The 21,418-nt window shown below is 71.7% G+C and carries 18 protein-coding genes and 1 pseudogene; 14 read left to right on the top strand and 5 right to left on the bottom strand.

The window, feature by feature from the left end; translation table 11 throughout:
- Window positions 1-102: 102 nt before the first annotated feature.
- Together ACF07S_RS06360 and fabF are read left to right on the top strand one after the other, a co-directional pair.
- Window positions 103-351 (top strand): acyl carrier protein, encoded by a 249-nt coding sequence (locus ACF07S_RS06360; protein WP_004931691.1) that lies wholly within the window; start codon window positions 103-105, stop codon window positions 349-351.
- Between the two features lie 86 nt (window positions 352-437).
- A complete protein-coding gene (fabF, locus tag ACF07S_RS06355; RefSeq protein ID WP_391961970.1) occupies window positions 438-1,709 on the top strand; it encodes a beta-ketoacyl-ACP synthase II in 1,272 nt (423 codons plus the stop codon).
- A 247-nt stretch (window positions 1,710-1,956) separates the two neighbouring features.
- On the opposite strand, the gene ACF07S_RS06350 is transcribed toward fabF, so the two are convergent.
- On the bottom strand, window positions 1,957-2,454 hold the full coding sequence (locus tag ACF07S_RS06350) for a DUF3145 domain-containing protein (RefSeq protein WP_391961971.1): 498 nt from the start codon (window positions 2,452-2,454) through the stop codon (window positions 1,957-1,959).
- 338 nt (window positions 2,455-2,792) lie between these two features.
- Here ACF07S_RS06350 and ACF07S_RS06345 point away from each other — a divergent pair, with 338 nt between their 5' ends.
- From ACF07S_RS06345 to ACF07S_RS06335, 3 genes are all read left to right on the top strand, one after another.
- A complete protein-coding gene (locus ACF07S_RS06345) occupies window positions 2,793-3,704 on the top strand; it encodes an SGNH/GDSL hydrolase family protein (RefSeq protein ID WP_391973558.1) in 912 nt (303 codons plus the stop codon).
- A 15-nt stretch (window positions 3,705-3,719) separates the two neighbouring features.
- The gene (locus ACF07S_RS06340) at window positions 3,720-4,691 is read left to right on the top strand and encodes an aldose epimerase family protein (RefSeq protein WP_391961973.1); all 972 of its coding nucleotides are present in this window, start codon (window positions 3,720-3,722) and stop codon (window positions 4,689-4,691) included.
- Between the two features lie 494 nt (window positions 4,692-5,185).
- Entirely contained in the window at window positions 5,186-6,466 is a 1,281-nt protein-coding gene (locus ACF07S_RS06335) for a pyroglutamyl peptidase (protein ID WP_391973557.1), read from the top strand.
- Here the strand turns inward: ACF07S_RS06335 and ACF07S_RS06330 are convergent.
- The 3 genes and pseudogenes from ACF07S_RS06330 to ACF07S_RS06320 form a co-directional block, all read right to left on the bottom strand.
- A pseudogene (locus ACF07S_RS06330) lies at window positions 6,438-7,050 on the bottom strand (LysE family translocator). The gene ACF07S_RS06335 and the pseudogene ACF07S_RS06330 overlap by 29 nt on opposite strands.
- Window positions 7,047-7,850, bottom strand: a complete 804-nt coding sequence (locus ACF07S_RS06325; protein ID WP_391961976.1) for an EI24 domain-containing protein — start codon at window positions 7,848-7,850, stop codon at window positions 7,047-7,049. Before ACF07S_RS06325 ends, ACF07S_RS06330 begins: the two are co-directional and overlap by 4 nt.
- Before the next feature lie 238 nt (window positions 7,851-8,088).
- Complete coding sequence (locus ACF07S_RS06320) at window positions 8,089-9,111, bottom strand: NADP-dependent oxidoreductase (RefSeq protein WP_391973556.1); 1,023 nt, start codon at window positions 9,109-9,111, stop codon at window positions 8,089-8,091.
- 101 nt (window positions 9,112-9,212) lie between these two features.
- Between ACF07S_RS06320 and ACF07S_RS06315 the strand changes: the two genes are divergently transcribed.
- The gene (locus ACF07S_RS06315) at window positions 9,213-9,656 is read left to right on the top strand and encodes a MarR family winged helix-turn-helix transcriptional regulator (protein WP_391961978.1); all 444 of its coding nucleotides are present in this window, start codon (window positions 9,213-9,215) and stop codon (window positions 9,654-9,656) included.
- A 112-nt stretch (window positions 9,657-9,768) separates the two neighbouring features.
- Here the strand turns inward: ACF07S_RS06315 and ACF07S_RS06310 are convergent, their stop codons facing one another.
- Complete coding sequence (locus ACF07S_RS06310) at window positions 9,769-10,785, bottom strand: hypothetical protein (RefSeq protein WP_391973555.1); 1,017 nt, start codon at window positions 10,783-10,785, stop codon at window positions 9,769-9,771.
- 240 nt (window positions 10,786-11,025) lie between these two features.
- Between ACF07S_RS06310 and ACF07S_RS06305 the strand changes: the two genes are divergently transcribed.
- The 8 genes from ACF07S_RS06305 (at window position 11,026) to ACF07S_RS06270 (ending at window position 21,414) form a co-directional block, all read left to right on the top strand.
- Window positions 11,026-12,189, top strand: a complete 1,164-nt coding sequence (locus ACF07S_RS06305) for a mandelate racemase/muconate lactonizing enzyme family protein (RefSeq protein ID WP_391961980.1) — start codon at window positions 11,026-11,028, stop codon at window positions 12,187-12,189.
- 34 nt (window positions 12,190-12,223) lie between these two features.
- Window positions 12,224-13,228 carry a zinc-binding dehydrogenase gene (locus tag ACF07S_RS06300; RefSeq protein WP_391961981.1) on the top strand — a complete coding sequence of 335 codons (1,005 nt, stop codon included), beginning with the start codon at window positions 12,224-12,226 and terminating at the stop codon, window positions 13,226-13,228.
- Between the two features lie 149 nt (window positions 13,229-13,377).
- Window positions 13,378-14,346, top strand: coding sequence for a hypothetical protein (locus ACF07S_RS06295; protein ID WP_391961982.1), 969 nt, complete (start codon window positions 13,378-13,380; stop codon window positions 14,344-14,346).
- A 140-nt stretch (window positions 14,347-14,486) separates the two neighbouring features.
- Window positions 14,487-15,599, top strand: coding sequence for a multiple monosaccharide ABC transporter substrate-binding protein (gene chvE, locus ACF07S_RS06290; RefSeq protein ID WP_391961983.1), 1,113 nt, complete (start codon window positions 14,487-14,489; stop codon window positions 15,597-15,599).
- A gap of 33 nt (window positions 15,600-15,632) precedes the next feature.
- Window positions 15,633-17,183, top strand: coding sequence for a multiple monosaccharide ABC transporter ATP-binding protein (gene mmsA, locus ACF07S_RS06285; protein ID WP_391961984.1), 1,551 nt, complete (start codon window positions 15,633-15,635; stop codon window positions 17,181-17,183).
- Window positions 17,180-18,424 carry a multiple monosaccharide ABC transporter permease gene (gene mmsB / locus ACF07S_RS06280; protein WP_391961985.1) on the top strand — a complete coding sequence of 415 codons (1,245 nt, stop codon included), beginning with the start codon at window positions 17,180-17,182 and terminating at the stop codon, window positions 18,422-18,424. Before mmsA ends, mmsB begins: the two co-directional genes overlap by 4 nt.
- 53 nt (window positions 18,425-18,477) lie before the next feature.
- Window positions 18,478-19,626 carry an aldose epimerase family protein gene (locus tag ACF07S_RS06275; protein WP_391973554.1) on the top strand — a complete coding sequence of 383 codons (1,149 nt, stop codon included), beginning with the start codon at window positions 18,478-18,480 and terminating at the stop codon, window positions 19,624-19,626.
- A 159-nt stretch (window positions 19,627-19,785) separates the two neighbouring features.
- Window positions 19,786-21,414, top strand: a complete 1,629-nt coding sequence (locus ACF07S_RS06270; RefSeq protein WP_391973553.1) for a pyridoxal phosphate-dependent aminotransferase — start codon at window positions 19,786-19,788, stop codon at window positions 21,412-21,414.
- Window positions 21,415-21,418 lie beyond the last annotated feature (4 nt).

Genomic DNA, 21,418 nt, shown 5'->3' with positions numbered 1-21,418 from the left:
GCACTCCGTGCCGGACCGGCCGGTCCGGGACGGGCACCGCACAACCCGCCGTTGACGCGGCGGGCGCCACATCCTCTGGAATCACAAAGAAGGAGCGCCATCATGGCCGCCACTCAGGAAGAGATCGTCGCCGGTCTCGCGGAGATCGTGAACGAGATCGCCGGCATCCCGGTTGAGGACGTCCAGCTGGACAAGTCCTTCACCGACGACCTGGACGTCGACTCGCTGTCCATGGTCGAGGTCGTCGTCGCCGCCGAGGAGCGCTTCGACGTCAAGATCCCGGACGACGACGTCAAGAACCTCAAGACCGTCGGCGACGCGACCGACTACATCCTCAAGCACCAGGCCTGAGCACTGCTTGGGCCGGGGGGTCCCGGCCCCGCCACCCGGCGGTGGCGCCGTATGCATCCTCTTAATCCGTTGGAGAAAGAATTCCGATGAGCTCGACCAATCGCACCGTGGTCGTCACCGGTATCGGCGCAACCACACCGCTGGGTGGCGACGCAGCCTCTACCTGGGAGGGCCTGGTCGCCGGGCGTTCCGGCGTCAAGCCCCTGGAGCAGGAGTGGGCCGCCGAGCAGGCGGTCCGCATCGCGGCACAGATCGCCGTGGAGCCCACCGAGGTCATCCCCCGGCCACAGGCCCGTCGCCTGGACCGCTCGGCGCAGTTCGCGCTGGTCGCGGCCAAGGAGGCGTGGGCGGACGCCGGGTTCGAGGCCAGGGCCGGCGAGGACCCGAACGTGGATCCGGACCGGCTCGGCGCGGTCATCGCCTCCGGCATCGGCGGCGTGACGACCCTGCTGGACCAGTACGACGTGCTGAAGGAGAAGGGCGTCCGCCGCGTCTCCCCGCACACCGTCCCCATGCTGATGCCGAACAGTCCCTCGGCCAACGTGGGCCTGGCCGTGGGCGCCCGCGCGGGCGTGCACACCCCGGTCTCGGCCTGCGCCTCGGGCGCGGAGGCCATCGGCTACGCCATCGAGATGATCCGCACCGGCCGTGCCGACGTCGTCGTCGCGGGCGGCACGGAGGCGGCGATCCACCCGCTGCCGATCGCCGCGTTCGGCAACATGATGGCGATGTCCAAGAACAACGACGACCCCGAGGGCGCCTCGCGTCCCTACGACGTCGCGCGTGACGGGTTCGTCATGGGCGAGGGGGCGGGCGTGATCGTCCTGGAGTCCGCCGAGCACGCCGCGGCGCGTGGCGCCCGCGTCTACGCGGAGGCGGTCGGCCAGGGCATCTCGGCCGACTCGCACGACATCGTGCAGCCGGAACCGGAGGGCCGCGGCATCTCGGTCGCCCTGCGGCACCTGCTGGACCGCACCGACCTGGACCCGGCGGAGATCGTGCACGTCAACGCGCACGCCACCTCGACGCCGGCCGGTGACATCGCCGAGCTGAAGGCCCTGCGCAAGGTGTTCGGGGACGACGCGGACCACATGGCGGTCTCCGCGACCAAGTCGATGACCGGTCACCTGCTGGGCGGCGCGGGCGGTGTGGAGTCGGTGGCGACGGTGCTGGCGCTGTACCACCGGCTGGCTCCGCCGACCATCAACGTGGACAACCTGGACCCGGAGGCCGAGGCGAACGCGGACGTCGTCCGGGGCGAGGCGCGGAAGCTGCCCGTCGACGGGCGGATCGCGGCGCTGAACGACTCGTTCGGGTTCGGTGGGCACAACGTGGTGCTGGCGTTCCGGTCGGTGTGACCGACCGCCGCCGGCGATACGAAGGGCTCCCACCCCTGCCGGGGTGGGAGCCCTTCGCCGTGCGGCGCCGCGGGGTGTCCGGGGAGTTTCTCCGCCCCCGCCGCCCCGTCCTGTCCTGCCTGTCCCGTCCTTCAGGGGCTTCGCCCCTTCGAACCGAACCAGGGGAAGGTCGGCCGGGTGCGGGGCCGTGGTGGCGTGTCGCGCGGTTCCCCGCGCCCCTTTCGGGGCGCCGTCCTCGGGGCGCTCGCTACACCACCTGGTGGAGCCAGCGCACCGGGGCGCCCTCTCCCGCGTGTCTGAAGGGCTCCAACTCGTCGTCCCAGGGCTTGCCCAGGAGCTTGGCGATGTCGGCTTCCAGGTCGGTCTCGCCGGTCCGGGAACGGGCCAGGGCGGCGCGCAGACGGTCCTCGGGGATGAGGATGTCGCCGTGGATGCCGGTGACGGCGTGGAAGATGCCGAGGTCGGGGGTGCAGCTGTAGCGCTCGCCCTCGGCGGTGGGGCAGGGCTCGGCGGTGACCTCGAAGCGCAGCATCTGCCAGCCGCGCAGCGCGGAGGCGAGCTTGGAGGCGGTGCCGGCCTGGCCTCGCCAGGAGAACTCCGAGCGCCAGGTGCCGGGGGCGGCGGGCTGGCGGATCCAGTCCAGGCCGACGCGCGTGCCGAGCACCCCGGCGACGGCCCACTCGACGTGCGGGCACAGCGCGCGCGGCGCGGAGTGCACGTACAGGACTCCACGGGTCGTCGTCACCGGAACCTCCGGGCTGAGCGGGTCGTCTTGGGACGGGCGGAACGGTCACGGCCAGGGCAGGCCGCGTTGATGGCGAGGCTACCGTGCGACGGGGCAAGGAGTGTGACGTACTGTCGGTCCCGCTGCCGGGAAACCTCCGTCATTCACCCGGCAGGACGCCTGTACGGGTGGGGCACCTTCGGACGGGCCTGCGGCGCGGCCCTCCGGCCGGACCCCCGGGCGGGGCCTCCGGACGGGCGGGAACCCTCGTGCGTTGTCGAGGGTGAGGGACGGACACACCCATACGGACACACCACACGGCACACCACGGCACACCACGACGCGCGGGGAGGCGACGGATGAGGCAGGCGACGCGGAGGCGGATCCCCCGTTCACGGACCGTGCTCGCCGTGGTGACGGCCGCCGTGCTGGGCGTGGCCGGCTGCGACGCCGTCGGCGGTGACTCCGCCGGCCCGTCCGGCACGGGGGCGGAGAGGAGCCGGCCGTCCCCGTCACCGACGCCCGTGTGGGACACCGGGCCGGACTCGGTCGCCGCCGTCGGGGACTCCATCACGCGCGGCTTCGACGCCTGTGCGGTGCTGACGGACTGTCCCGAGGTGTCGTGGGCGACGGGCGGCAGCGAGAAGGTGGACAGTCTCGCCGTACGGCTGCTCGGGCGGGCGGGGGCGGCCGAGCGGAGCTGGAACCACGCGGTGTCCGGGTCCCGGATGGCGGATCTGCCCGGGCAGATGGAGCGGGCGGCCCGGCACCGCCCGGAGCTGGTGGCCGTGCTGACCGGGGCGAACGACGCCTGCCGGGAGACCACGTCGGCGATGACGTCGGTGGCCGACTTCCGCGCCGGCTTCGAGGAGGCGATGCGCACGCTGCGCGCGGCGCTGCCCAAGACCCAGGTGTACGTGGCGAGCGTGCCGGACCTGAAGCGGCTGTGGTCGCAGGGGCGGACCAGTGCGCTGGGCAGACAGGTGTGGAAGCTGGGCATCTGCCCGTCGATGCTGGGCGACGCGGACGCGCTGGACGCCGCGGCGACGCTGCGGCGCGAGACGGTGCGGAAGCGGGTGGAGGACTACAACGAGGTGCTGGCGGAGGTCTGCGCCGGGGACCGCCGCTGCCGCCACGACGGCGGCGCGGTGTACGAGTACCGCTTCGGCACCGGGGAGCTGAGCCACTGGGACTGGTTCCACCCCAGTGTCGGCGGGCAGGCCGAGCTGGCCCGGATCGCCCACCGGACGGTCACGGCCGAGCGCCCGTGACCTATTGTTCCGCACATGAACGAACTCTTCGGCACGCTTTCCGACGGAACCCCGGTGCACCGTTGGACCCTGCGGCGGGCGGGCGTCCGGGTACGGGTCCTGTCGTACGGCGGGATCGTGCAGGACGTCGAGGTGCCGGACCGGGACGGGCGGCCCGGGAACGTGGTGCTGGGGTTCTCGGAGCTGGACGGTTACCTCCGGCACCCGGAACCCTTCCTGGGGGCCCTGATCGGCCGGTACGCCAACCGGATCGCGGGCGCCCGCTTCGTTCTGGACGGGTCCGTCCACGCGCTCGAACCGAACGACGGGCCGAACTCGCTGCACGGCGGTGCGCGGGGCTTCGACAAGCGCGTGTGGGACGTGACCGAGGTCGAGCACGGTCTGCGGCTCTCCCTGGTCAGCCCGGACGGCGAGGAGGGCTTCCCGGGCCGGCTGGAGGTCTCGGTGACGTACACGCTGGACGAGCGGGGCGCGCTGGGAATCGCGTACGAGGCGGTGACGGACGCCCCCACGCAGGTGAACCTGACGAATCACTCGTACTGGAACCTGGCCGGCTCCGGCAGCGCGACCGGGCACGAACTGCGGCTCGCGGCCTCCCGCTACACCCCGTCCGACGCGGACCTGATCCCGAGCGGTGAGCTCGCGGACGTCACCGGCACCCGCTTCGACTTCCGCGAGGCGCGCAAGACGGGCAGCGGGTACGACGACAACTTCGTCCTCGACAAGGGCGTGACGGCGACGCCGGTGGAGGTCGCCGAGCTGTACGACCCGGCGTCGGGCCGGGTGCTGACGGTGGCGACCACCGAGCCGGGAATGCAGCTGTACACCGCGGACCACCTCGGGGAGCCGTTCGCGCCCGGGGACGGCATCGCGCTGGAGACCCAGCACTTCCCCGACTCGCCGAACCGGCCGGACTTCCCGAGCACGGTCCTGCGTCCGGGCGAGGTGTTCCGCTCCGGGACGGTGTACGGCTTCGGCACGCGGTAGCCCACCGGCCGGCCACGGCGGACACCGGCCCGCGGGCAGCACCGGCCCGCCGGCCCCCCGACGCACATGAGCCCCGGTCCGGGGTCAGGGTCCCGGGCCGGGGCTGCTCATGTGGTCGCCGTCCGGACCAGACGTTAACCGCTGCGGTGTTCCTGCGGTCCGCGATCGGGCGCCCCGCCTGGATCCCGTACGAACCCTTCACAAACGACCGCGCCGCGGCCGCCTCGTCCCGGACCCCGGACGCGCGGCGCGGCGGCTCGACCGTGACCTCGGCCCGTTCGCCGGGGCCGGCCCCGGCGGAGGCGAATCCGGCCGGCAGGCGCGCCGGGCGGCCGGGGAGTCCGGCCCCCTGTGCCGCGGCGGCGGTCCCCGCCCCGTTCCGGGTCCGCGGCGGCACCGGCCGGGGTCCCCATGGCGTGGACCACTGCGGTCACGCGATACTGCGGCCTCCGGCATCCCCGTACCCCACGACGACGACGGAAGGCGCACCCCCCTTGAGATCCCTACGCGCACGCATCGGTGTCCTCGGTCTGGCCCTGCTGACCGGTCTCACCGTCCCCACGACCGCGACCGCCGCCGAGGAGACGGCCCCCACCGTCGAGGAACGCCGCCTGGACGCGGCCGCCCCGCAGGAGATACTGCGCCGGTCCGGATTCGACACCGTCGCACCGGACTTCGTCCGCGTCCTCGACCGGGCCCGCTCCTACGCGCAGGCCCGCCGTGCCGTCGCGCGCGAGGGGACGGAGCTGTGGCGCAGGGCCGTCGACCGGGCGCAGGGGCGCGGCCCGGCGGGTGGTGACCTCAGCCGGGACGACGACCGCCCGCTGTACTGGGCGCGCCTCGGGATGACCCGCGAACTGCGTTCCTGGGAGCCGGGGTTCCCGGTGAGCGAGCAGCAGCGGGCGTGGCTGCTGGACGAGTTGGAGCGGACCTCGCGCGGGCAGACCACGATCCTCCTCCACTCCCGGCTTCGCTCGAGCGGGGGGACCCCCGTCCCGCGCGGCGAGGACGTGAAGCGGATCCTGGTGACCGGTTTCGACCCGTTCACCCTGGACCGGGACATCCGTATCTCCAACCCGTCCGGCGCCACCGCGCTCGCCCTCGACGGCACGGTGATCCAGACGGCGGACGGCCCGGCGCGCGTCGAGACGGCCGTCTTCCCGGTGCGCTGGCGGGACTTCACGCAGGGGGCGGTGGAGCGGGCGCTGCGGCCGTATCTGCCGGAGGTCGACCTGTTCGCCACCGTGAGCCAGGGCCGGGTGGGCCGGTTCGACATCGAGCGGACCAACGGGGCCTGGCGGGGCGGCTTCGGGGACAACGAGAACATCGGCCGCACGGAGACGGTCCCGGTGACCGACCCGGCCTCCCAGCCGCAGTGGACGTCCACCACGCTGCCGTACGCGGAGATCGTCGCCGCGGACACCGGGCGGTTCCCGGTGTACGACAACACGGGCGTGACGGAGATCCCGGCGGGAGGCACCGGGCCGGTCGTCCGGCCGGAGGGTCCGACGCCCGGCTCGACGGCGCGGGCCGGAGGCGGCGGGGACTACCTCTCCAACGAGATCGCCTACCGGGCGACGCTGCTGCGGGACCGGCTCGGGCTGCGGGACCGGCTGCCGGGCGGGCATGTGCACACGCCTGTCCTGCAGTTCGGTGCCGGGAACACCACCGAGGTCACCGACCCGGAGTTCGTACGCAACCGGCTGGACATCATCGACCAGGTGCGGGCGATCGTCACCGCGGCGGTCAGTGCGACGGAGCGAACGCGAGGCTGACGCCGAGGCCGGCCAGGACGGATCCGATCACCTTGTTGAGGACCTTCTGGCCGCGCAGCATCAGGGCGCGCATGCGGTCGTGGGAGAAGAACACCGCGACGACGCCGAACCACAGCAGGTGGGCCAGCGACATGAACAGGCCGTAGCCCACCTGCTGGAGGACCGGGGTGCCGGGGCTGACGACCTGGGCGAAGGTGGAGACGACGAAGAGGGTCGTCTTCGGGTTGAGGACGTTGGTCAGGAAGCCGGTGCGCAGGGCCGCGAACGGGGTCAGGCCGGTCCTGTCGCCCAGGTCGACGGTGACCTCGGCCCGCGTGCGGAACGTGCGGACGCCGACGTACACCAGGTAGGCCGCGCCGACCAGTTTGACGACCGTGAACAGGAAGGTGGACGAGGCGATCAGCAGCCCCACGCCGAGCATGGTGTAGGTGACGTGCACCAGGACGCCGGCGGCGACCCCGAGCGCGCCGAGCAGTCCGGTGCGGCGGCCGTAGAGGTAGCTGTTGCGGACCACCATGGCGAAGTCGGCGCGGGGCGATCACGGCCAGGACGGTGATGACGGCGACCGCGAGCACCTCGGTCACGAGGTGACGCCCTCCGGACCGGCCTCCTCCGAGTCGTCCGAGCCGTCCCCGGCGGTCTCCTCGCCGAGCAGGTCACGCGCCATGAGGGTGGCGCCGGCGACCACGCCGGGCATCAGGAACACCGCGACGAACGGAATGAGGAAGGACACCGCCAGGGGTGTGCCGAAGCCCCAGACGAGCGTCTTGCGCCGCCGCAGCAGGCGGAGCCGGTCGCGCAGTTCGACCCCGCGCCGCTGGAGCGCGACGGCGGTGAGCTCCTCGGTGAGGAAGAACCCGGTGACGAGGAAGCCGATCACCGGTACGACGGTCTGCCCGAGGACGGGGACGAAGCCCAGCGCGAACAGCAGCACGCCCCACACCAGGGCGCGGGCGACGATACGGAGACTGTCCCGGCCGGAGATCCACAGTTCCCGCCACAGCGGCAGCCCGGACTCCGGAGCGGTGCCGTCGGGGGACACGTCCCGGTCCACCTTCTCGGAGAGGCTCTCGTAGAAGGGCTGTCCGACGAGCAGGGTCATCGCCGTGAAGGTGAGCACGGACAGCAGCAGTCCGAGCGCGAACAGGACGGCGGTGAGGAAGCCGCGGAACAGACCGGCCCAGAAGCCGGACCAGTCGTCGGCGAACGGCGTCGCCCACGTGACGAAGTCCTCGCCCCACAGGGCCAGCGCGACGAGCGCCGCCGCGTACAGCACCAGAGTGATCAGCCCGGGCAGCAGCCCGAACCCGTACTGCTTGCCGTGCCGGGCCACCCACCGCTGGCCCTTCAGCAGGTACCGGAAGCCCACCCCGAGATCGCGCATGACCGAACCATACCGAGGGCCGGCCGGATGACCTCACCCCGCATCGGTCAGGGGGGCACATGACCACCACGCAGTTCCGGCTCACGCGTACGGGATCCGAGCACCGGCGGCCGCGGGCAAGGGCAAGGGCAAGGGCAAGGGCCGCACCCCACGTCCAAGGGTGCGGCCCCGTCGTAACCAACGACCGTGACCGGGCCGACGTCACGGGAAGGTCGCCGTGAGTCGCCGTGAGTCGCCGTCAGAGCTTGACGATCATCTTGCCGGTGTTGTCGCCGCGCAGGACCCCGAGGAACGCCTCGAGGTTGTTCTCGATGCCCTCGACGACGGTCTCGCGGTACTTCAGCGCTCCCGAGCGCACCCAGGGGCCGACCTCCTGGACGAACTGCGGCTGGAGGTCGTAGTGGTCGCCGACGAGGAAGCCCTCGATGCGGCCCCGGGTCTGGATGAGCCGGGCGAGGTTCCGCGGCCCGGGCGCGGGCGCGGTGTCGTTGTAGACGGAGATCATCCCGCAGACGGCGATCCGGCCGTCCCGGTTGAGCGACCCGATGGCCGCCTCCAGGTGGTCGCCGCCCACGTTGTCGAAGTAGACGTCGATCCCGTCCGGGGCGGCGGCGCGCAGCTGGTCGCGCACGGGGCCCTTCTTGTAGTTGAACGCGGCGTCGAACCCGTACTCCTCGACGAGCAGCCGGACCTTCTCGTCGGACCCGGCGGACCCGATCACCCGTGACGCGCCCTTCAGCTTCGCGATCTGCCCGACCTGGCCGCCGACCGCACCCGCGGCGCCGGACACGAAGACGGAGTCCCCCTCCTTGAAGGCGGCGGTGCGCAGCAGGCCGGCGTAGGCGGTGAGCCCGGTCATGCCGAGCACGCCCAGGTACGCCGGGAGGGGCGCCGCCTCCGGGTCCACCCCGACGGCGTTCTTCGCGTCCACGACGGCGTACTCGCGCCAGCCGAGGAAGTGCAGGACGTGGTCGCCGACGGCGATCCCCTCGGCGTTCGACGCGACGACCTCGCCGACGGCACCGCCCTGCATGACCTTGCCCAGCTCGAAGGGGGCGACGTAGGACTTGGCGGAGCTCATCCGGCCGCGCATGTACGGGTCGACGGAGAGGTACTTGTTCCGCACCAGCACCCGGCCCTCACCGGGGGCCGGGACCTCCGCCTCGACGAGCGCGAAGTCCTCGGGCTTCGGCCAGCCGACGGGGCGGCTCAGCAGATGCCACTCGCGGCCGGTGGCGGGGGGTGTGGGGACGTCGGACATGACCTGGCACCTTTCCTCGGCGTTCCGAAATAGTTCATCAACTGAAACAACCATGCGGGTGAATATTTCAGGATGTCAAGCAGTTGGGTACCCTGGAGAGCATGGCCACACCGCGTACCCCCGCCCGCCGTCCCGACGCGCTCACCCGGGAGGTCGTCGAACTCATCGGCTCGGTGGTGGCCCGCTACCACGAGGAGTACGAGGAGGCGGCCGCCGGTCACGCGCTGACCGGCGCCCAGGCGCGGCTGCTGAGCCTGCTGTCCCTGGAGCCGCTGCCCATGCGGAAGCTGGCGCAGCGGCTGAAGTGCGAGCCGTCGAACGTCACCGGCATCGTCGACCGGCTGGAGGCCCGGGGGCTGGTGGAGCGCCGCCCGGACCCGGCGGACCGGCGCGTGAAGCTGGCGGCGGCGACGGCCGAGGGGCGGCGGGTGGCCGGGAACCTGCAGGACTCCCTGCGGTTCGCGCGCGAGCCGCTGGCGGGGCTCTCGGAGGGGGAGCGGGTGGCCCTGCGCGATGCCCTGCGGAGGATGCTGAGCGCGGGCTGAGGGCGGAGCCGGGGCGGACCGAGGGCGGAGCCGGGCCGGACCGAGCGCGGAGCGAAGGCGGGGCCGGGCGGAAACGGGCGGGGTGCCGGGGCCGGGACGGGTCAGCCGGCCGTTACGTGCACCACCACAGGAACTGGTCGCACTCCTCCGTCGGCTCGGGCTCCGGTTCGGGCTCCTGCGTGGTCGGCTCCGGGGCCGGGCTGCCCGGTTCGGCGGGCGCCTCCGGGTCCTGCGGGACCTCCTCCGGGGGCGCCGTCGGATCGGCCGAGGGGGTGTCCGCGGAGTCCGAGGAGGCGTCCGCCTCCGCGGACTCGTCCTCCGTCTCCTTCGACTTCTTCTCGTCCTTGGGGGACTTGGGGGACTTGGAGGCCGACGGGGAGCCGGACACCTCCGCACTGGGGGACTCCCCGGGCGCGACCGCTTCCGCGACACCGCCCGGGGACTCGCCCGGCTCCAGCTCCGCCCCGCCGCCGTCCGTCGACTCCTCCCCCGCCGCCGACGGCTTCGGCGCCGATCCGGGCGCGTCCAGTCCGAGCTCCGCGAGGCTCAGCCCGCCCGCCGCGAGGAGGAAGCCCGCCGTGATCAGCAGCGTGCGGCGCCGTCTTCGGCGGTGAGCCGCGGCCTTGCGGTCCCGGCGGCCCCCAGCCGCCCCACGGCCCTCGCCGCCCGGCTCGCGCCCGCGACGGGCCGCCCGCCGCCCCTGCGGCTCCTGCGGCCCCTCGTCGCCCCGGTCGTCATCGGGGCCGCGGTCGCGAGCGGGGCCGCGATCGCCGTCGAGCCCACCCTCACAGCCGTCGCCGGGCCCGCCGTCGTAGCCGTCGCCACGCCCGCCGTCGTACGCGTGACCGGGTTCCGTGGCGTAGGCGCCGCCGTAGGCGTCTCCCCGCGCGCCACCGTGCGCGTGACCGGCCGCCGTGCCGTACCGGTGCCCCGGGCCCTCGTCGTCGTCCTCGGCCGCGGCGGACTCCCCGGCCCCCGCGGCCCCCGGTGGCCCCACCGTGGCGTCCCCGTACCCCGACGGCGCGACGGGCTGCTCCGCATGGGCGTGGAGCGCCCCTGCGGGCGTGCCGCAGCCAGGACAGGCGAGGGCGCCGTTGAGGTGCCGTCGGCACGGGTGACAGAAGTCCATGACGCGGGAAGGGTAGGTTCCGTTCGGGTCCGCTTCATAGACCTTGCTGTGAAGGTTTGGTGCGGACCGGCACTCATTGGTTTCGAAAGTGCCGAAACCGTTATGCGCGTGACCCATTGACACCCCCACCGACCCGTCCTTACTGTCACGCCAGCATTTCGAACGTGTGACGAAATATCGAACACGTCGAACCGCAGACACCGATGACAGGGTCCACAACCGCAGCGAGGGGCAACCGCCGTGCGCATCACCGGAATCAGCACACACGTGGTCGGGACGCCGTGGCGCAACCTGACGTACGTCCAGGTGCACACCGACGAGGGGATCACCGGAGTCGGCGAGACCCGGATGCTGGGCCACACCGACGCCCTGCTGGGCTATCTGAAGGAGGCCGAGGTCAACCACGTTCTCGGCTCCGACCCGTTCGCCGTCGAGGACCTCGTGCGCCGGATGAAGTACGGCGACTACGGCCGCGCGGGTGAGATCGTGATGTCCGGTATCGCCGTCGTCGAGATGGCCTGCTGGGACATCAAGGGCAAGGCCCTCGGCGTCCCCGTCTGGCAGCTGCTCGGCGGCAAGGTCACCGACAAGGTCAAGGCGTACGCCAACGGCTGGTACACCACCGAGCGCACCCCGGAGGCGTACCACAAGGCCGCGCGGACGGTCATGGAGCGCGGCTACCGGGCGCTGAAGATCGACCCCTTCGGCACCGGTCACTTCGAGCTCGACCACCGGGAGACCCTGTACGCCGTCTCGCTGATCGAGGCGGTGCGCGACGCGATCGGCCCCGAGGCGGAGCTGATGCTGGAGATGCACGGCCGCTTCTCCCCCGCCACCGCCGTCCGCCTGGCCCATGAGCTCGCGCCGTTCAAGCCGGCCTGGCTGGAGGAGCCGGTGCCGCCGGAGAACCTCAAGGCGCTGGAGAAGGTCGCCGCGAAGGTCGACATGCCGGTCGCGACGGGTGAGCGCATCCACGACCGCATCGAGTTCCGCGAGCTGTTCGAGAGCCAGGCGGTCGACATCCTCCAGCCGGACGTCGGCCACATCGGCGGCATCTGGGAGACCCGCAAGCTCGCCGCGACCGCCGAGACCCACTACATGCTGGTCGCCCCGCACAACGTCGGCGGTCCCGTCCTGACCGCCGCGTCCCTCCAGGTCGGCTTCACCTCCCCGAACTTCAAGATCCTGGAGCACTTCAACGACTTCGCGGACGCGGAGATCAAGAAGGTCGTCAAGGGCGCGCCCCAGGTGAACCCGGAGGACGGCTGCTTCCACCTCTCCGACGCCCCCGGTCTCGGCGTGGAGCTGGACGTCGACGCGGCGGCCGAGTTCCCGCAGCAGCAGGCCCGGTTCGACCTGTGGGCCGAGGGCTGGGAGCAGCGCAAGCCCAAGGGCACCAAGTGACCGCCGCGGGCCACCGGCGTCCCGGGGAGGGACCATGAGCACCGCCGTCGTCGTCGAGGCGCCCGGCGAGCACCGCCTCGTCCCGCACGAGCCGCGCGAACCGGGCCCGGGCGAGGCCCTGATCGGGGTGCACGCCGCCGGCATCTGCGGCAGCGACCGCGAGGTGTACCAGGGCAACCGGCCCGAGGGGTACGTGCGGTACCCGCTGACGCCGGGCCACGAGTGGTCCGGGACCGTGCTGCGGGTGGGCGCGGGGGTGCCCGCCCCGCTCGTCGGCCGCAAGGTCGTCGGCGAGGGGTTCCGCAACTGCCAGGTCTGCGACCGCTGTCACGCCGGTGAGACGACGCTGTGCTCGGCCGGGTACGAGGAGACCGGGTTCACCCAGCCGGGCGCCATGGCCGCCACGCTGACCCTGCCCGCCCGCCTCCTGCACGTCCTGCCCGACGACGCCGACCTGAGCGCCGCCGCGCTGCTGGAGCCGGCCGCCTGCGTCGCCGCCGCCGCGCTGAAGGCGAACGCCGTGCCCGGCGAGCGGGTGGCCGTGGTCGGCACCGGCACCCTGGGCATGTTCGCCGTGCAGTTCCTCAGGGCGAACTCGCCCTCCGAGCTGCTGGTGGTGGGCACCCGGCGCGATCGCGAGGCACTGTCCCGGCGGTACGGCGCCACCGGCTTCCGCACCAAGGACCAGGACCTCCCCGGCGGCTTCGACGTCGTCATCGAGACCGCCGGGTCGGCCGACGCGGCCCGCACGTCCGCCGCCCTGCTGCGGCGCGGCGGGCGGCTGGTCCTGACCGGGATCCCGGCACCGGGAGCCGACGGCCTCGACCCCACGGACCTGGTGGTGCGGCAGCTGGAGGTGCACACCGTCTTCGGCGCGCCGCCGGACGCCTGGGCGCACACCGTGCGGGTCTTCGCCGCCGGGCTGCTCGATCCGGCGCCGCTGGTCACCCATGAGCTGCCGCTCGCCGAGTTCCCGGAGGCCATCGAGCTGGTGGGGTCCGGCGATCCGAAGGTGGGCAAGGTCCTGCTGCGGCCCTAGACGTACGCCGGTACGGGGGCGACCTGACGGCCCCCGTACCGGCGTACACCCGGTCCTCGCCCCCGCCCCGGGCCCGCCCGGTCCGCACCCGCCCGGCCCGCACCCGAGCGGCGAACTTCGTCCGATATTTCGAACACTAAGGACACCTTGTGACCGACGCTTCCACCAAGGCGCCCCGCAGGCCCGGTGAGCAGGCGCTCACCGCGCTCGGCCTGGGCGCGCCCGCCCTCGACCCGGCCGACGCCTCGCCGCACTCCTTCCCCGGCGGTGGCCGCTGGCGCACCGAGATCCCCTCGTGCGAGGGCCCGGAGGCGCTGGCGGTGGTGCTGAAGGAGGCCTCGCGCCTCGACGTGCCGATCCACCGGATCAGCCAGGGCAGCGGTGTCTGGATGCTGACGGACGCCGAGATCACCGAGATGGCCGAGGCCACCGCGGACCGGGACATCGAGCTCTGCCTGTTCACCGGCCCCCGCGGCACCTGGGACATCGGCGGCTCGACCCGCACCGACTCGCGCGGCGCCGGACTGCGCGCCCGGGGCCACGACGCGGTGGCCGGCTGTGTCGAGGACGCCGTGCGCGCCACGGAGCTGGGCGTGAAGTGCCTGCTCGTCGCCGACGAGGGCGTGCTGTGGACGCTGCACCGGGCGCGCGCGGCCGGCATCCTGCCCGCCGACACCACGCTGAAGGTCTCGGCGCTCATCGGACCGGTCAACCCGGCCTCGTACGCGGTCTACGAGCGGCTCGGCGCGGACTCGATCAACGTTCCCAGCGATCTGACCCTCGACCACCTCACCGAGATACGGCGAGTTTCGGCCACCCCGATGGACATGTACATCGAGGCGCCCGACGACCTCGGCGGCTACGTGCGGATGTACGAGGTCGCCGAACTCATCCGGCGCGGCGCGCCGCTGTACCTGAAGTTCGGTCTGTCCAAGGCACCCGGGATCTACCCGTACGGACACCACATGCGGGAGCTGACCCTGGCGACCGCGAAGGAGCGCGTGCGGCGCGGACGGCTGGCCCTGGACCTGCTGGCCCGGCACGGCGCGGACGGCGAGATGGCACCGCTCGGTTCGCGCCTTCCGGGCGATCTGAGCCGGTTCGAAATTTCGTCATAACGTTCCGGAAACTCGGCTTCACAGAAGCAGACACAGCCGCGCACAATCGCACACACCTCTTGCCGGTCCCTCCTGGTCCCACTCCGGGAGCACCCTCGCCCGACCAGCCCGGCCCCGCACACACATCAAGGATGATGATCATGCGTATTCGCAGAGCCTCCCTCGCCGCCATAGCCGGAGCCGCCTCCCTCGCCCTGACCCTGACCGCCTGCGGCCAGAACAGCGAGGGCGGCAGCGAGGACGCCAAGAAGGGCTCGGACGGAGCCACCATCGGCATCGCGATGCCGACCAAGTCCTCCGAGCGCTGGATCGCCGACGGCAACTACGTCAAGAAGGACCTGGAGTCCAAGGGCTACGAGACCAGGCTGGTCTACGGCGAGGACGACCCGGACCAGCAGGTCTCGCAGATCGAGAACCTGATCACGCAGGGCGTGGACGCCCTGATCGTCGCCGCCATCGACAACAAGTCGATGAACAACGTGCTGCAGCAGGCCAAGGACGCCGACATCCCGGTCATCTCCTACGACCGCCTCATCCTCGGCACCGAGAACGTCGACTACTACGCCTCCTTCGACAACGAGAAGGTGGGCGAACTCCAGGGCACCTACATCGTCGACAAGCTCGGCCTGAAGGACGGCAGCAAGAAGGGCCCCTTCAACATCGAGCTGTTCGCCGGCTCCAACGACGACAACAACACCCGTTACTTCTTCCAGGGCGCGATGAACGTCCTGCAGCCGTACATCGACAAGAAGCAGCTCGTCGTCCGCTCCGAGCAGACCGGGCTGAACCAGGTCACCACCCTGCGCTGGGACGGCGGCACCGCGCAGAAGCGCATGGACGACATCCTCACCTCCGCCTACAAGAGCGCCCGGGTCGACGCCGTCCTCTCCCCCTACGACGGCATCTCCATCGGCATCCTGTCGGCGCTGAAGTCGGACGACTACGGCTCGGGGAGCAAGCCGCTGCCGATCGTCACCGGCCAGGACGCCGAGGTCGCCTCGGTGAAGTCGATCATCTCGGACGAGCAGGCGATGACCGTCTACAAGGACACCCGCGAACTCGCCAAGGTGGCCTCCAACATGGTCGACGCGCTGCTCGACGACAAGAAGCCCGAGGTCAACGACACCAAGACCTACGACAACGGGGCGAAGGTCGTGCCGGCCTACCTGCTCGAGCCGGTCGCCGTGGACAAGGCCAACTACCAGGAGACCGTCGTCGACTCCGGTTACATCAAGGAAAGCGACCTCAAGTAACCGCCGGCACACCACGGATTGGAAGGCACGACCATGGCGGGACCCGTCCTGGAAATGCGCTCGATCGTCAAGACCTTTCCCGGCGTCAAGGCGCTGTCGGACGTCACCCTGACCGTCCGGCAGGGCGAGGTCCACGCCATCTGCGGCGAGAACGGCGCCGGCAAGTCGACCCTCATGAAGGTCCTCTCCGGCGTCCACCCGCACGGCACCTACGAAGGGGACGTCCTCTTCGAGGAAGAGGTCTGCCGGTTCAAGGACATCCGGGCCAGCGAAGAGCACGGCATCGTGATCATCCACCAGGAACTGGCCCTGGTGCCCTACCTGTCGATCGCGGAGAACATCTTCCTCGGCAACGAACACGCCACGCGCGGGTTCATCGACTGGAACGAGACCCTCAGGCACGCCGCCGAACTGCTGCGCCGGGTCGGGCTCGACGAGCACCCCGAGACCCGCGTCGCCGACATCGGCGTGGGCAAGCAGCAGCTGGTGGAGATCGCCAAGGCGCTGTCGAAGAAGGTGAAGCTGCTCATCCTCGACGAGCCGACCGCGGCGCTCAACGACGAGGACAGCGGCAAACTCCTCGACCTGATCCTGCAGTTGAAGGAACAGGGCATCACCTCGATCATCATCTCCCACAAGCTGAACGAGATCCGCAAGGTCGCCGACTCGGTGACGATCCTGCGGGACGGGCGGACGATCGAGACACTCGACGTGAAGGCCGCGGGGACCAGCGAGGACCGGATCATCTCCGGGATGGTCGGCCGCGACCTGGAGCACCGCTTCCCGGAGCGCACCCCGCACCGGCCGGAGGAGGGCGTCGCCCCGGCCCTGGAGGTCCGCAACTGGACCGTGCACCACCCGATCGACCAGCAGCGCAAGGTCGTCGACGACGTGTCGCTCGAGGTCCGGCGCGGCGAGATCGTCGGCATCGCCGGGCTGATGGGCGCCGGCCGCACCGAACTCGCGATGAGCGTCTTCGGCCGCACCTACGGCCGGTACGCGGGCGGCACCGTCCTCAAGGACGGCACCGAGATCCGCACCAGGACCGTCCCGGAGGCGGTCGCGCACGGGATCGCGTACGTCACCGAGGACCGCAAGCACTACGGGCTGAACCTCATCGACACCATCAACCGCAACATCTCGCTCAGCGCCCTGAAGAAGGTCGCCAGGCGCGGTGTGGTGGACGAGCACGAGGAGCGGCAGGTCGCCGAGGGCTTCCGCACGTCCATGAACATCAAGGCGCCGACGGTCTTCGAGCCGGTGGGCAAGCTGTCCGGCGGCAACCAGCAGAAGGTCGTCCTCAGCAAGTGGATCTTCGCCGGTCCCGATGTGCTCGTCCTGGACGAACCGACGCGCGGCATCGACGTCGGCGCCAAGTACGAGATCTACACGGTCATCGACCAGCTGGCCGCCCAGGGCAAGGCGGTCGTCTTCATCTCCTCCGAGCTGCCCGAACTGCTCGGCATGTGCGACCGCATCTACACGATGGCCGCCGGGCGGCTGACCGGTGAGTTCTCACGGGCCGAGGCCTCACAGGAATCGCTGATGCGCCAGATGACGAAGGACAAAGAGGTATCCCGATGAGCACGGAAGCCACCGACAAGACCCCGGCCGCCGCGCCGCCGGGCAGGAACGGGGCGGGCGGCGGTGACGGCCTGCTCCAGCTGATGCTGGACGGCATGCGCCGCAACATGCGGCAGTACGGCATGCTGATCGCGCTGGGCCTGATCGTGGCGCTGTTCGCGGTGTGGACCGGCGGCGACCTGCTGCTGCCGCGCAACGTCTCCAACCTGGTGCTGCAGAACAGCTACATCCTGATCCTGGCGATCGGCATGATGCTGGTCATCATCGCGGGCCACATCGACCTGTCGGTCGGCTCGCTGACGGCGTTCGTCGGCTCGATGGCCGCCGTCTTCATGGTCAGGAACGACATGCCGTGGCCGGTCGCGGTGCTGCTGTGCCTGGCCGTGGGCGCCCTGGCGGGCGCGATACAGGGGTGGTTCATCGCCTACGGCGGCATACCGTCGTTCATCGTGACCCTCGCGGGCATGCTGACCTTCCGCGGTCTGACGGAGATCTTCCTGGAGGGCCAGACCCTCGGCCCGTTCCCGAAAGGGCTGCAGAAGGTCGCCAACGGCTTCATGCCCGAGGTCGGTCCGGAGACCAACTACCACAACCTCACCCTGCTCCTCGGCCTCGCGCTGATCGGGCTCGTCGTCCTCCAGGAGGTCCGCGACCGCCGGCGCCAGAAGGAGTTCGCCCTCGAGGTCCTGCCCGCCAAGCTGTTCCTGCTGAAGCTCGTCGCGCTCGGCTCCGCCATCCTCGTGGTGACGATGCTGCTGGCCAGCTACAAGGGCGCCCCGATCGTGCTGCTGATCCTCGGCGCGCTGCTCGTCGGCTTCGGCTACGTGATGCGCAACGCCGTCATCGGCCGCCACATCTACGCCATCGGCGGCAACCTGCCCGCGGCGAAGCTGTCGGGCGTGCGGGACAAGAAGGTCACCTTCCTGGTCTTCCTGAACATGGGCATGCTCGCGGCCCTGGCGGGTCTGGTCTTCGCCGCCCGCTTCAACGCGGCCTCGCCCAAGGCGGGCCTGAACTTCGAGCTGGAGGCGATCGCGGCCTCGTTCATCGGCGGCGCGTCGATGAGCGGCGGTGTCGGCACCGTGCTCGGCGCGATCATCGGCGGCCTGGTCCTGGGCGTGCTGAACAACGGCATGAACCTCGTCGGCATCGGCACCGACTGGCAGCAGGTCATCAAGGGCCTGGTCCTGCTGGCGGCGGTCGGCTTCGACGTGTGGAACAAGCGCAAGGTCGGTTCGTAGGTCGACTCGGGCCCCGCCGGAAGGCGGGGCCCTTCCTCTTTCGGGAGCCGTACATGGAACTGGACAGACGCACGGTCATCGCAGGAGCCGCAGCGGCCGGAGCCGCCGCCGCGGCCGGCGGGACGGCACACGCCTCGGGAGGCAGGGGGAAGCCGGTGAAGACGCTGTTCGGCACGCTCGCGGACGGCACCAGGGTCCACAGCTGGTCGCTGGAGAACGGCGGGACCCGGATGACGGTCCTGTCCTACGGCGGCATCGTCCGGTCCCTGGAGATCCCCGACCGCCGCGGCCGGCCCGCCAACGTCTCCCTCGGCTTCGACAACCTGGAGGACTACGTCGCCTCCAGCCCGTACTTCGGCGCCCTGATCGGCCGGTACGGCAACCGCATCGGCAAGGGCCGCTTCACCCTCGACGGCACGACCCACCAGCTCTCCGTCAACGACGGGGAGAACAGCCTGCACGGCGGCGCGCGGGGCTTCGACAAGCGGGTCTGGGACGTCGAGCCGTTCACCGCGGGCTCCGACGTCGGGCTGCGGCTGTACTACACGGCCGTCGACGGCGAGATGGGCTACCCCGGCACCCTGCGCACGGAGGTGACCTACACCCTCACCCGCGACGGCGACTGGCGCGTCGACTACGCGGCCACCACCGACAGGGCCACCGTCGTCAACCTCACCAGCCACGTCTACTGGAACCTGGCCGGCGAGGGCAGCGGCGGCATCGAGGACCACGAGCTGTCGATCGCCGCGTCCCGCTACACGCCCACCGACGCGGGCCTGATCCCCACCGGCGAGCGGGCGCGGGTGGCCGGCACCCCCTTCGACTTCCGGCGGGCCAAGCCGATCGGCCGGGACATCCGGGCCGCCCACCCGCAGCTGATCGCCGCCCAGGGCTTCGACCACAACTGGGTCCTCGACAAGGGCGTCACCGCCCGTCCCGAGCACGTCGCCACCCTGCGCGACCCGTCCTCCGGCCGCACCCTGCGCATCGCCACCAGCGAGCCGGGCCTGCAGTTCTACTCCGGCAACTTCCTCGACGGCACCCTGACCGGCACCTCCGGCCGGGTCTACCGGCAGGGCGACGGGCTGTGCCTGGAGACCCAGCACTTCCCGGACTCGCCCAACCAGCCGTCGTTCCCGTCGACCGTGCTGCGGCCCGGGCAGACCTACCGGACGACGACGGTCCACTCGTTCGGCTCATGAGCCCCGGCCGCTTCCGGCGGTCACATTTTCCTCACATGAGCTGAACGGCCCCGTGCCGCGCTCCGTACCCCTGGGTGGCCCGCGTTCCCCCGCGCGGGCCACCCAGGCATGACGGTGCCCGAACGTCCCCGCGGGCCCGCCGCACACGGAGGTCCTCCCTTGGCCGACAACGTCACCTCGCTGTTCCGCAGCACCGCGGCGCACAGTCCGTCGATGGCGGCGCTGGCACGGGAGAGCGACGGGGCCGGCCCGGTGGACTTCTGCATCCCCTGCAACCCGTACTTCCCCACCCCCGCCATGTTCGAGGAGATGGCGGTCCGGCTGCGTGACATCATCACGTACTACCCGAGCAGCGCCGACACCATCACGGCCGAGCTGTGCAGCCTGCTCCGGCTGCCGCCGCAGTGCGTGGCGATGGGCAACGGCTCGACGGAACTCATCACCTGGATCGACCACTTGCTGGTCCGCGAGTCCCTCGCCGTCCCCGTGCCCACCTTCGGCCGCTGGACCGACCAGCCCATGGAGACCGGCAAGCGGGTCGACATGTACCCGCTCCAGGAGTCCAGCGGTTTCGTCCTCGACCTCGCGCAGTACGCCGAGTTCATCCGCGCGCGGGGCACCCGGGTGGCGGTCGTCTGCAACCCCAACAACCCCGACGGCGGCTTCCTGCACAAGCACGCGGTCGTGCAGTTCATGGACGCGATGGCCGACCTCGACCTGGTGGTGGTCGACGAGTCCTTCCTGGAGTTCGCCGACGCGGAGGCCGAACCGTCCGTGGTCCAGGAGGCGATGCTGCGGCCCAACGTGATCGTGCTGCGCAGCCTCGGCAAGAACTTCGGCCTGCACGGCATCCGTTTCGGCTACCTGGTCGCCAACCCGGCCCTGGCCGGGCGGGTGAGGAGCATGCTCCCCAAGTGGAACCTCAACTCCTTCGCCGAACACGTGGTGTTCATGCTGAAGGAGCACGGCGCCGAGTACGCCCGGAGCCTGCACCAGATCCGCCGCGACCGCATGGACATGTCCGGCCAGCTCTCCTCGCTGCCCGGGCTGACGGTCTACCCCTCCCAGGGCAACTTCCTCTTCGTGCGTCTCCCCGTGGGCGCCGAGGGCACCGTGGTCCGCGACCGGATGCTCACCGAGCACCGGATCCTGGTCCGCGAGTGCGGCAACAAGATCGGTTCCTCCAGCCGCTTCCTGCGTCTCGTGGTACGTCCCCAGGTGGACGTGCGCCGCCTGGTGACCGGCCTGGAACAGGTCCTGTACGGGACGTCCAGGAGGGGATCCGCCGGGCCCGAGCCCGCGGCAGGGACCGGCTACAGCTCGGGCACGCCGGCGGTCGACCGGCTGGTGAGCCGGACCAACGGGGCCGGCGTGCCGCTGCCGGCGGCGGTCCCGGTGGGGGTGCGGCAGTCCGTACCGCGGCAGCCGATGCCGCAGCAGCTGCCCGGGCCGGCACCCGAGCCGATGCCACAGCCCCTGGCACCGGCGGCTTCCATGCCCCCCGCGGCGCCCGCGGCACCCATGGCACCCGCGGTTCCCATGACTCCCATGCCCCCCGCCCCCCGGACACCGGCGCCGATGCCCGCAGCCGCAGCCGCAGCCTTCGCCGCGCCCGCACCGGCTCCGGTGCCGCCGCCCGCAGGCCCCACCCCGCCCGGTGTCCCCGCCCGCGGCGGACTCACGGCCGCGCAGGTCAGGGGCACCGACGGCCTCTCCGCGGCCCCGGCGACGGGCTGGCCGGGACCGCAGAGCCGGCCGAACGCGGCGGGCATGGGGCAGGTGGGCTGAGCGG

It is taken from the genome of Streptomyces sp. NPDC016640 (assembly GCF_043076215.1).
In the GTDB taxonomy this organism is placed as follows: Bacteria; Actinomycetota; Actinomycetes; order Streptomycetales; family Streptomycetaceae; genus Streptomyces.
Note: the sequence above shows the minus strand (reverse complement) of the source record. Positions and strands in the feature narration are given on the sequence as shown.

Excerpts from the sequence above, each read along its gene's own strand:
- ACF07S_RS06360 (WP_004931691.1), top strand. The coding sequence starts at position 103 with ATGGCCGCCACTCAGGAAGAGATCGTCGCCGGTCTCGCGGAGATCGTG.
- fabF (WP_391961970.1), top strand. The coding sequence starts at position 438 with ATGAGCTCGACCAATCGCACCGTGGTCGTCACCGGTATCGGCGCAACC.
- ACF07S_RS06345 (WP_391973558.1), top strand. The coding sequence starts at position 2,793 with ATGAGGCAGGCGACGCGGAGGCGGATCCCCCGTTCACGGACCGTGCTC.
- ACF07S_RS06340 (WP_391961973.1), top strand. The coding sequence starts at position 3,720 with ATGAACGAACTCTTCGGCACGCTTTCCGACGGAACCCCGGTGCACCGT.
- ACF07S_RS06325 (WP_391961976.1), bottom strand. The coding sequence starts at position 7,850 with ATGCGCGATCTCGGGGTGGGCTTCCGGTACCTGCTGAAGGGCCAGCGG.
- ACF07S_RS06320 (WP_391973556.1), bottom strand. The coding sequence starts at position 9,111 with ATGTCCGACGTCCCCACACCCCCCGCCACCGGCCGCGAGTGGCATCTG.
- ACF07S_RS06315 (WP_391961978.1), top strand. The coding sequence starts at position 9,213 with ATGGCCACACCGCGTACCCCCGCCCGCCGTCCCGACGCGCTCACCCGG.
- ACF07S_RS06310 (WP_391973555.1), bottom strand. The coding sequence starts at position 10,785 with ATGGACTTCTGTCACCCGTGCCGACGGCACCTCAACGGCGCCCTCGCC.
- ACF07S_RS06300 (WP_391961981.1), top strand. The coding sequence starts at position 12,224 with ATGAGCACCGCCGTCGTCGTCGAGGCGCCCGGCGAGCACCGCCTCGTC.
- chvE (WP_391961983.1), top strand. The coding sequence starts at position 14,487 with ATGCGTATTCGCAGAGCCTCCCTCGCCGCCATAGCCGGAGCCGCCTCC.
- mmsA (WP_391961984.1), top strand. The coding sequence starts at position 15,633 with ATGGCGGGACCCGTCCTGGAAATGCGCTCGATCGTCAAGACCTTTCCC.
- mmsB (WP_391961985.1), top strand. The coding sequence starts at position 17,180 with ATGAGCACGGAAGCCACCGACAAGACCCCGGCCGCCGCGCCGCCGGGC.
- ACF07S_RS06275 (WP_391973554.1), top strand. The coding sequence starts at position 18,478 with ATGGAACTGGACAGACGCACGGTCATCGCAGGAGCCGCAGCGGCCGGA.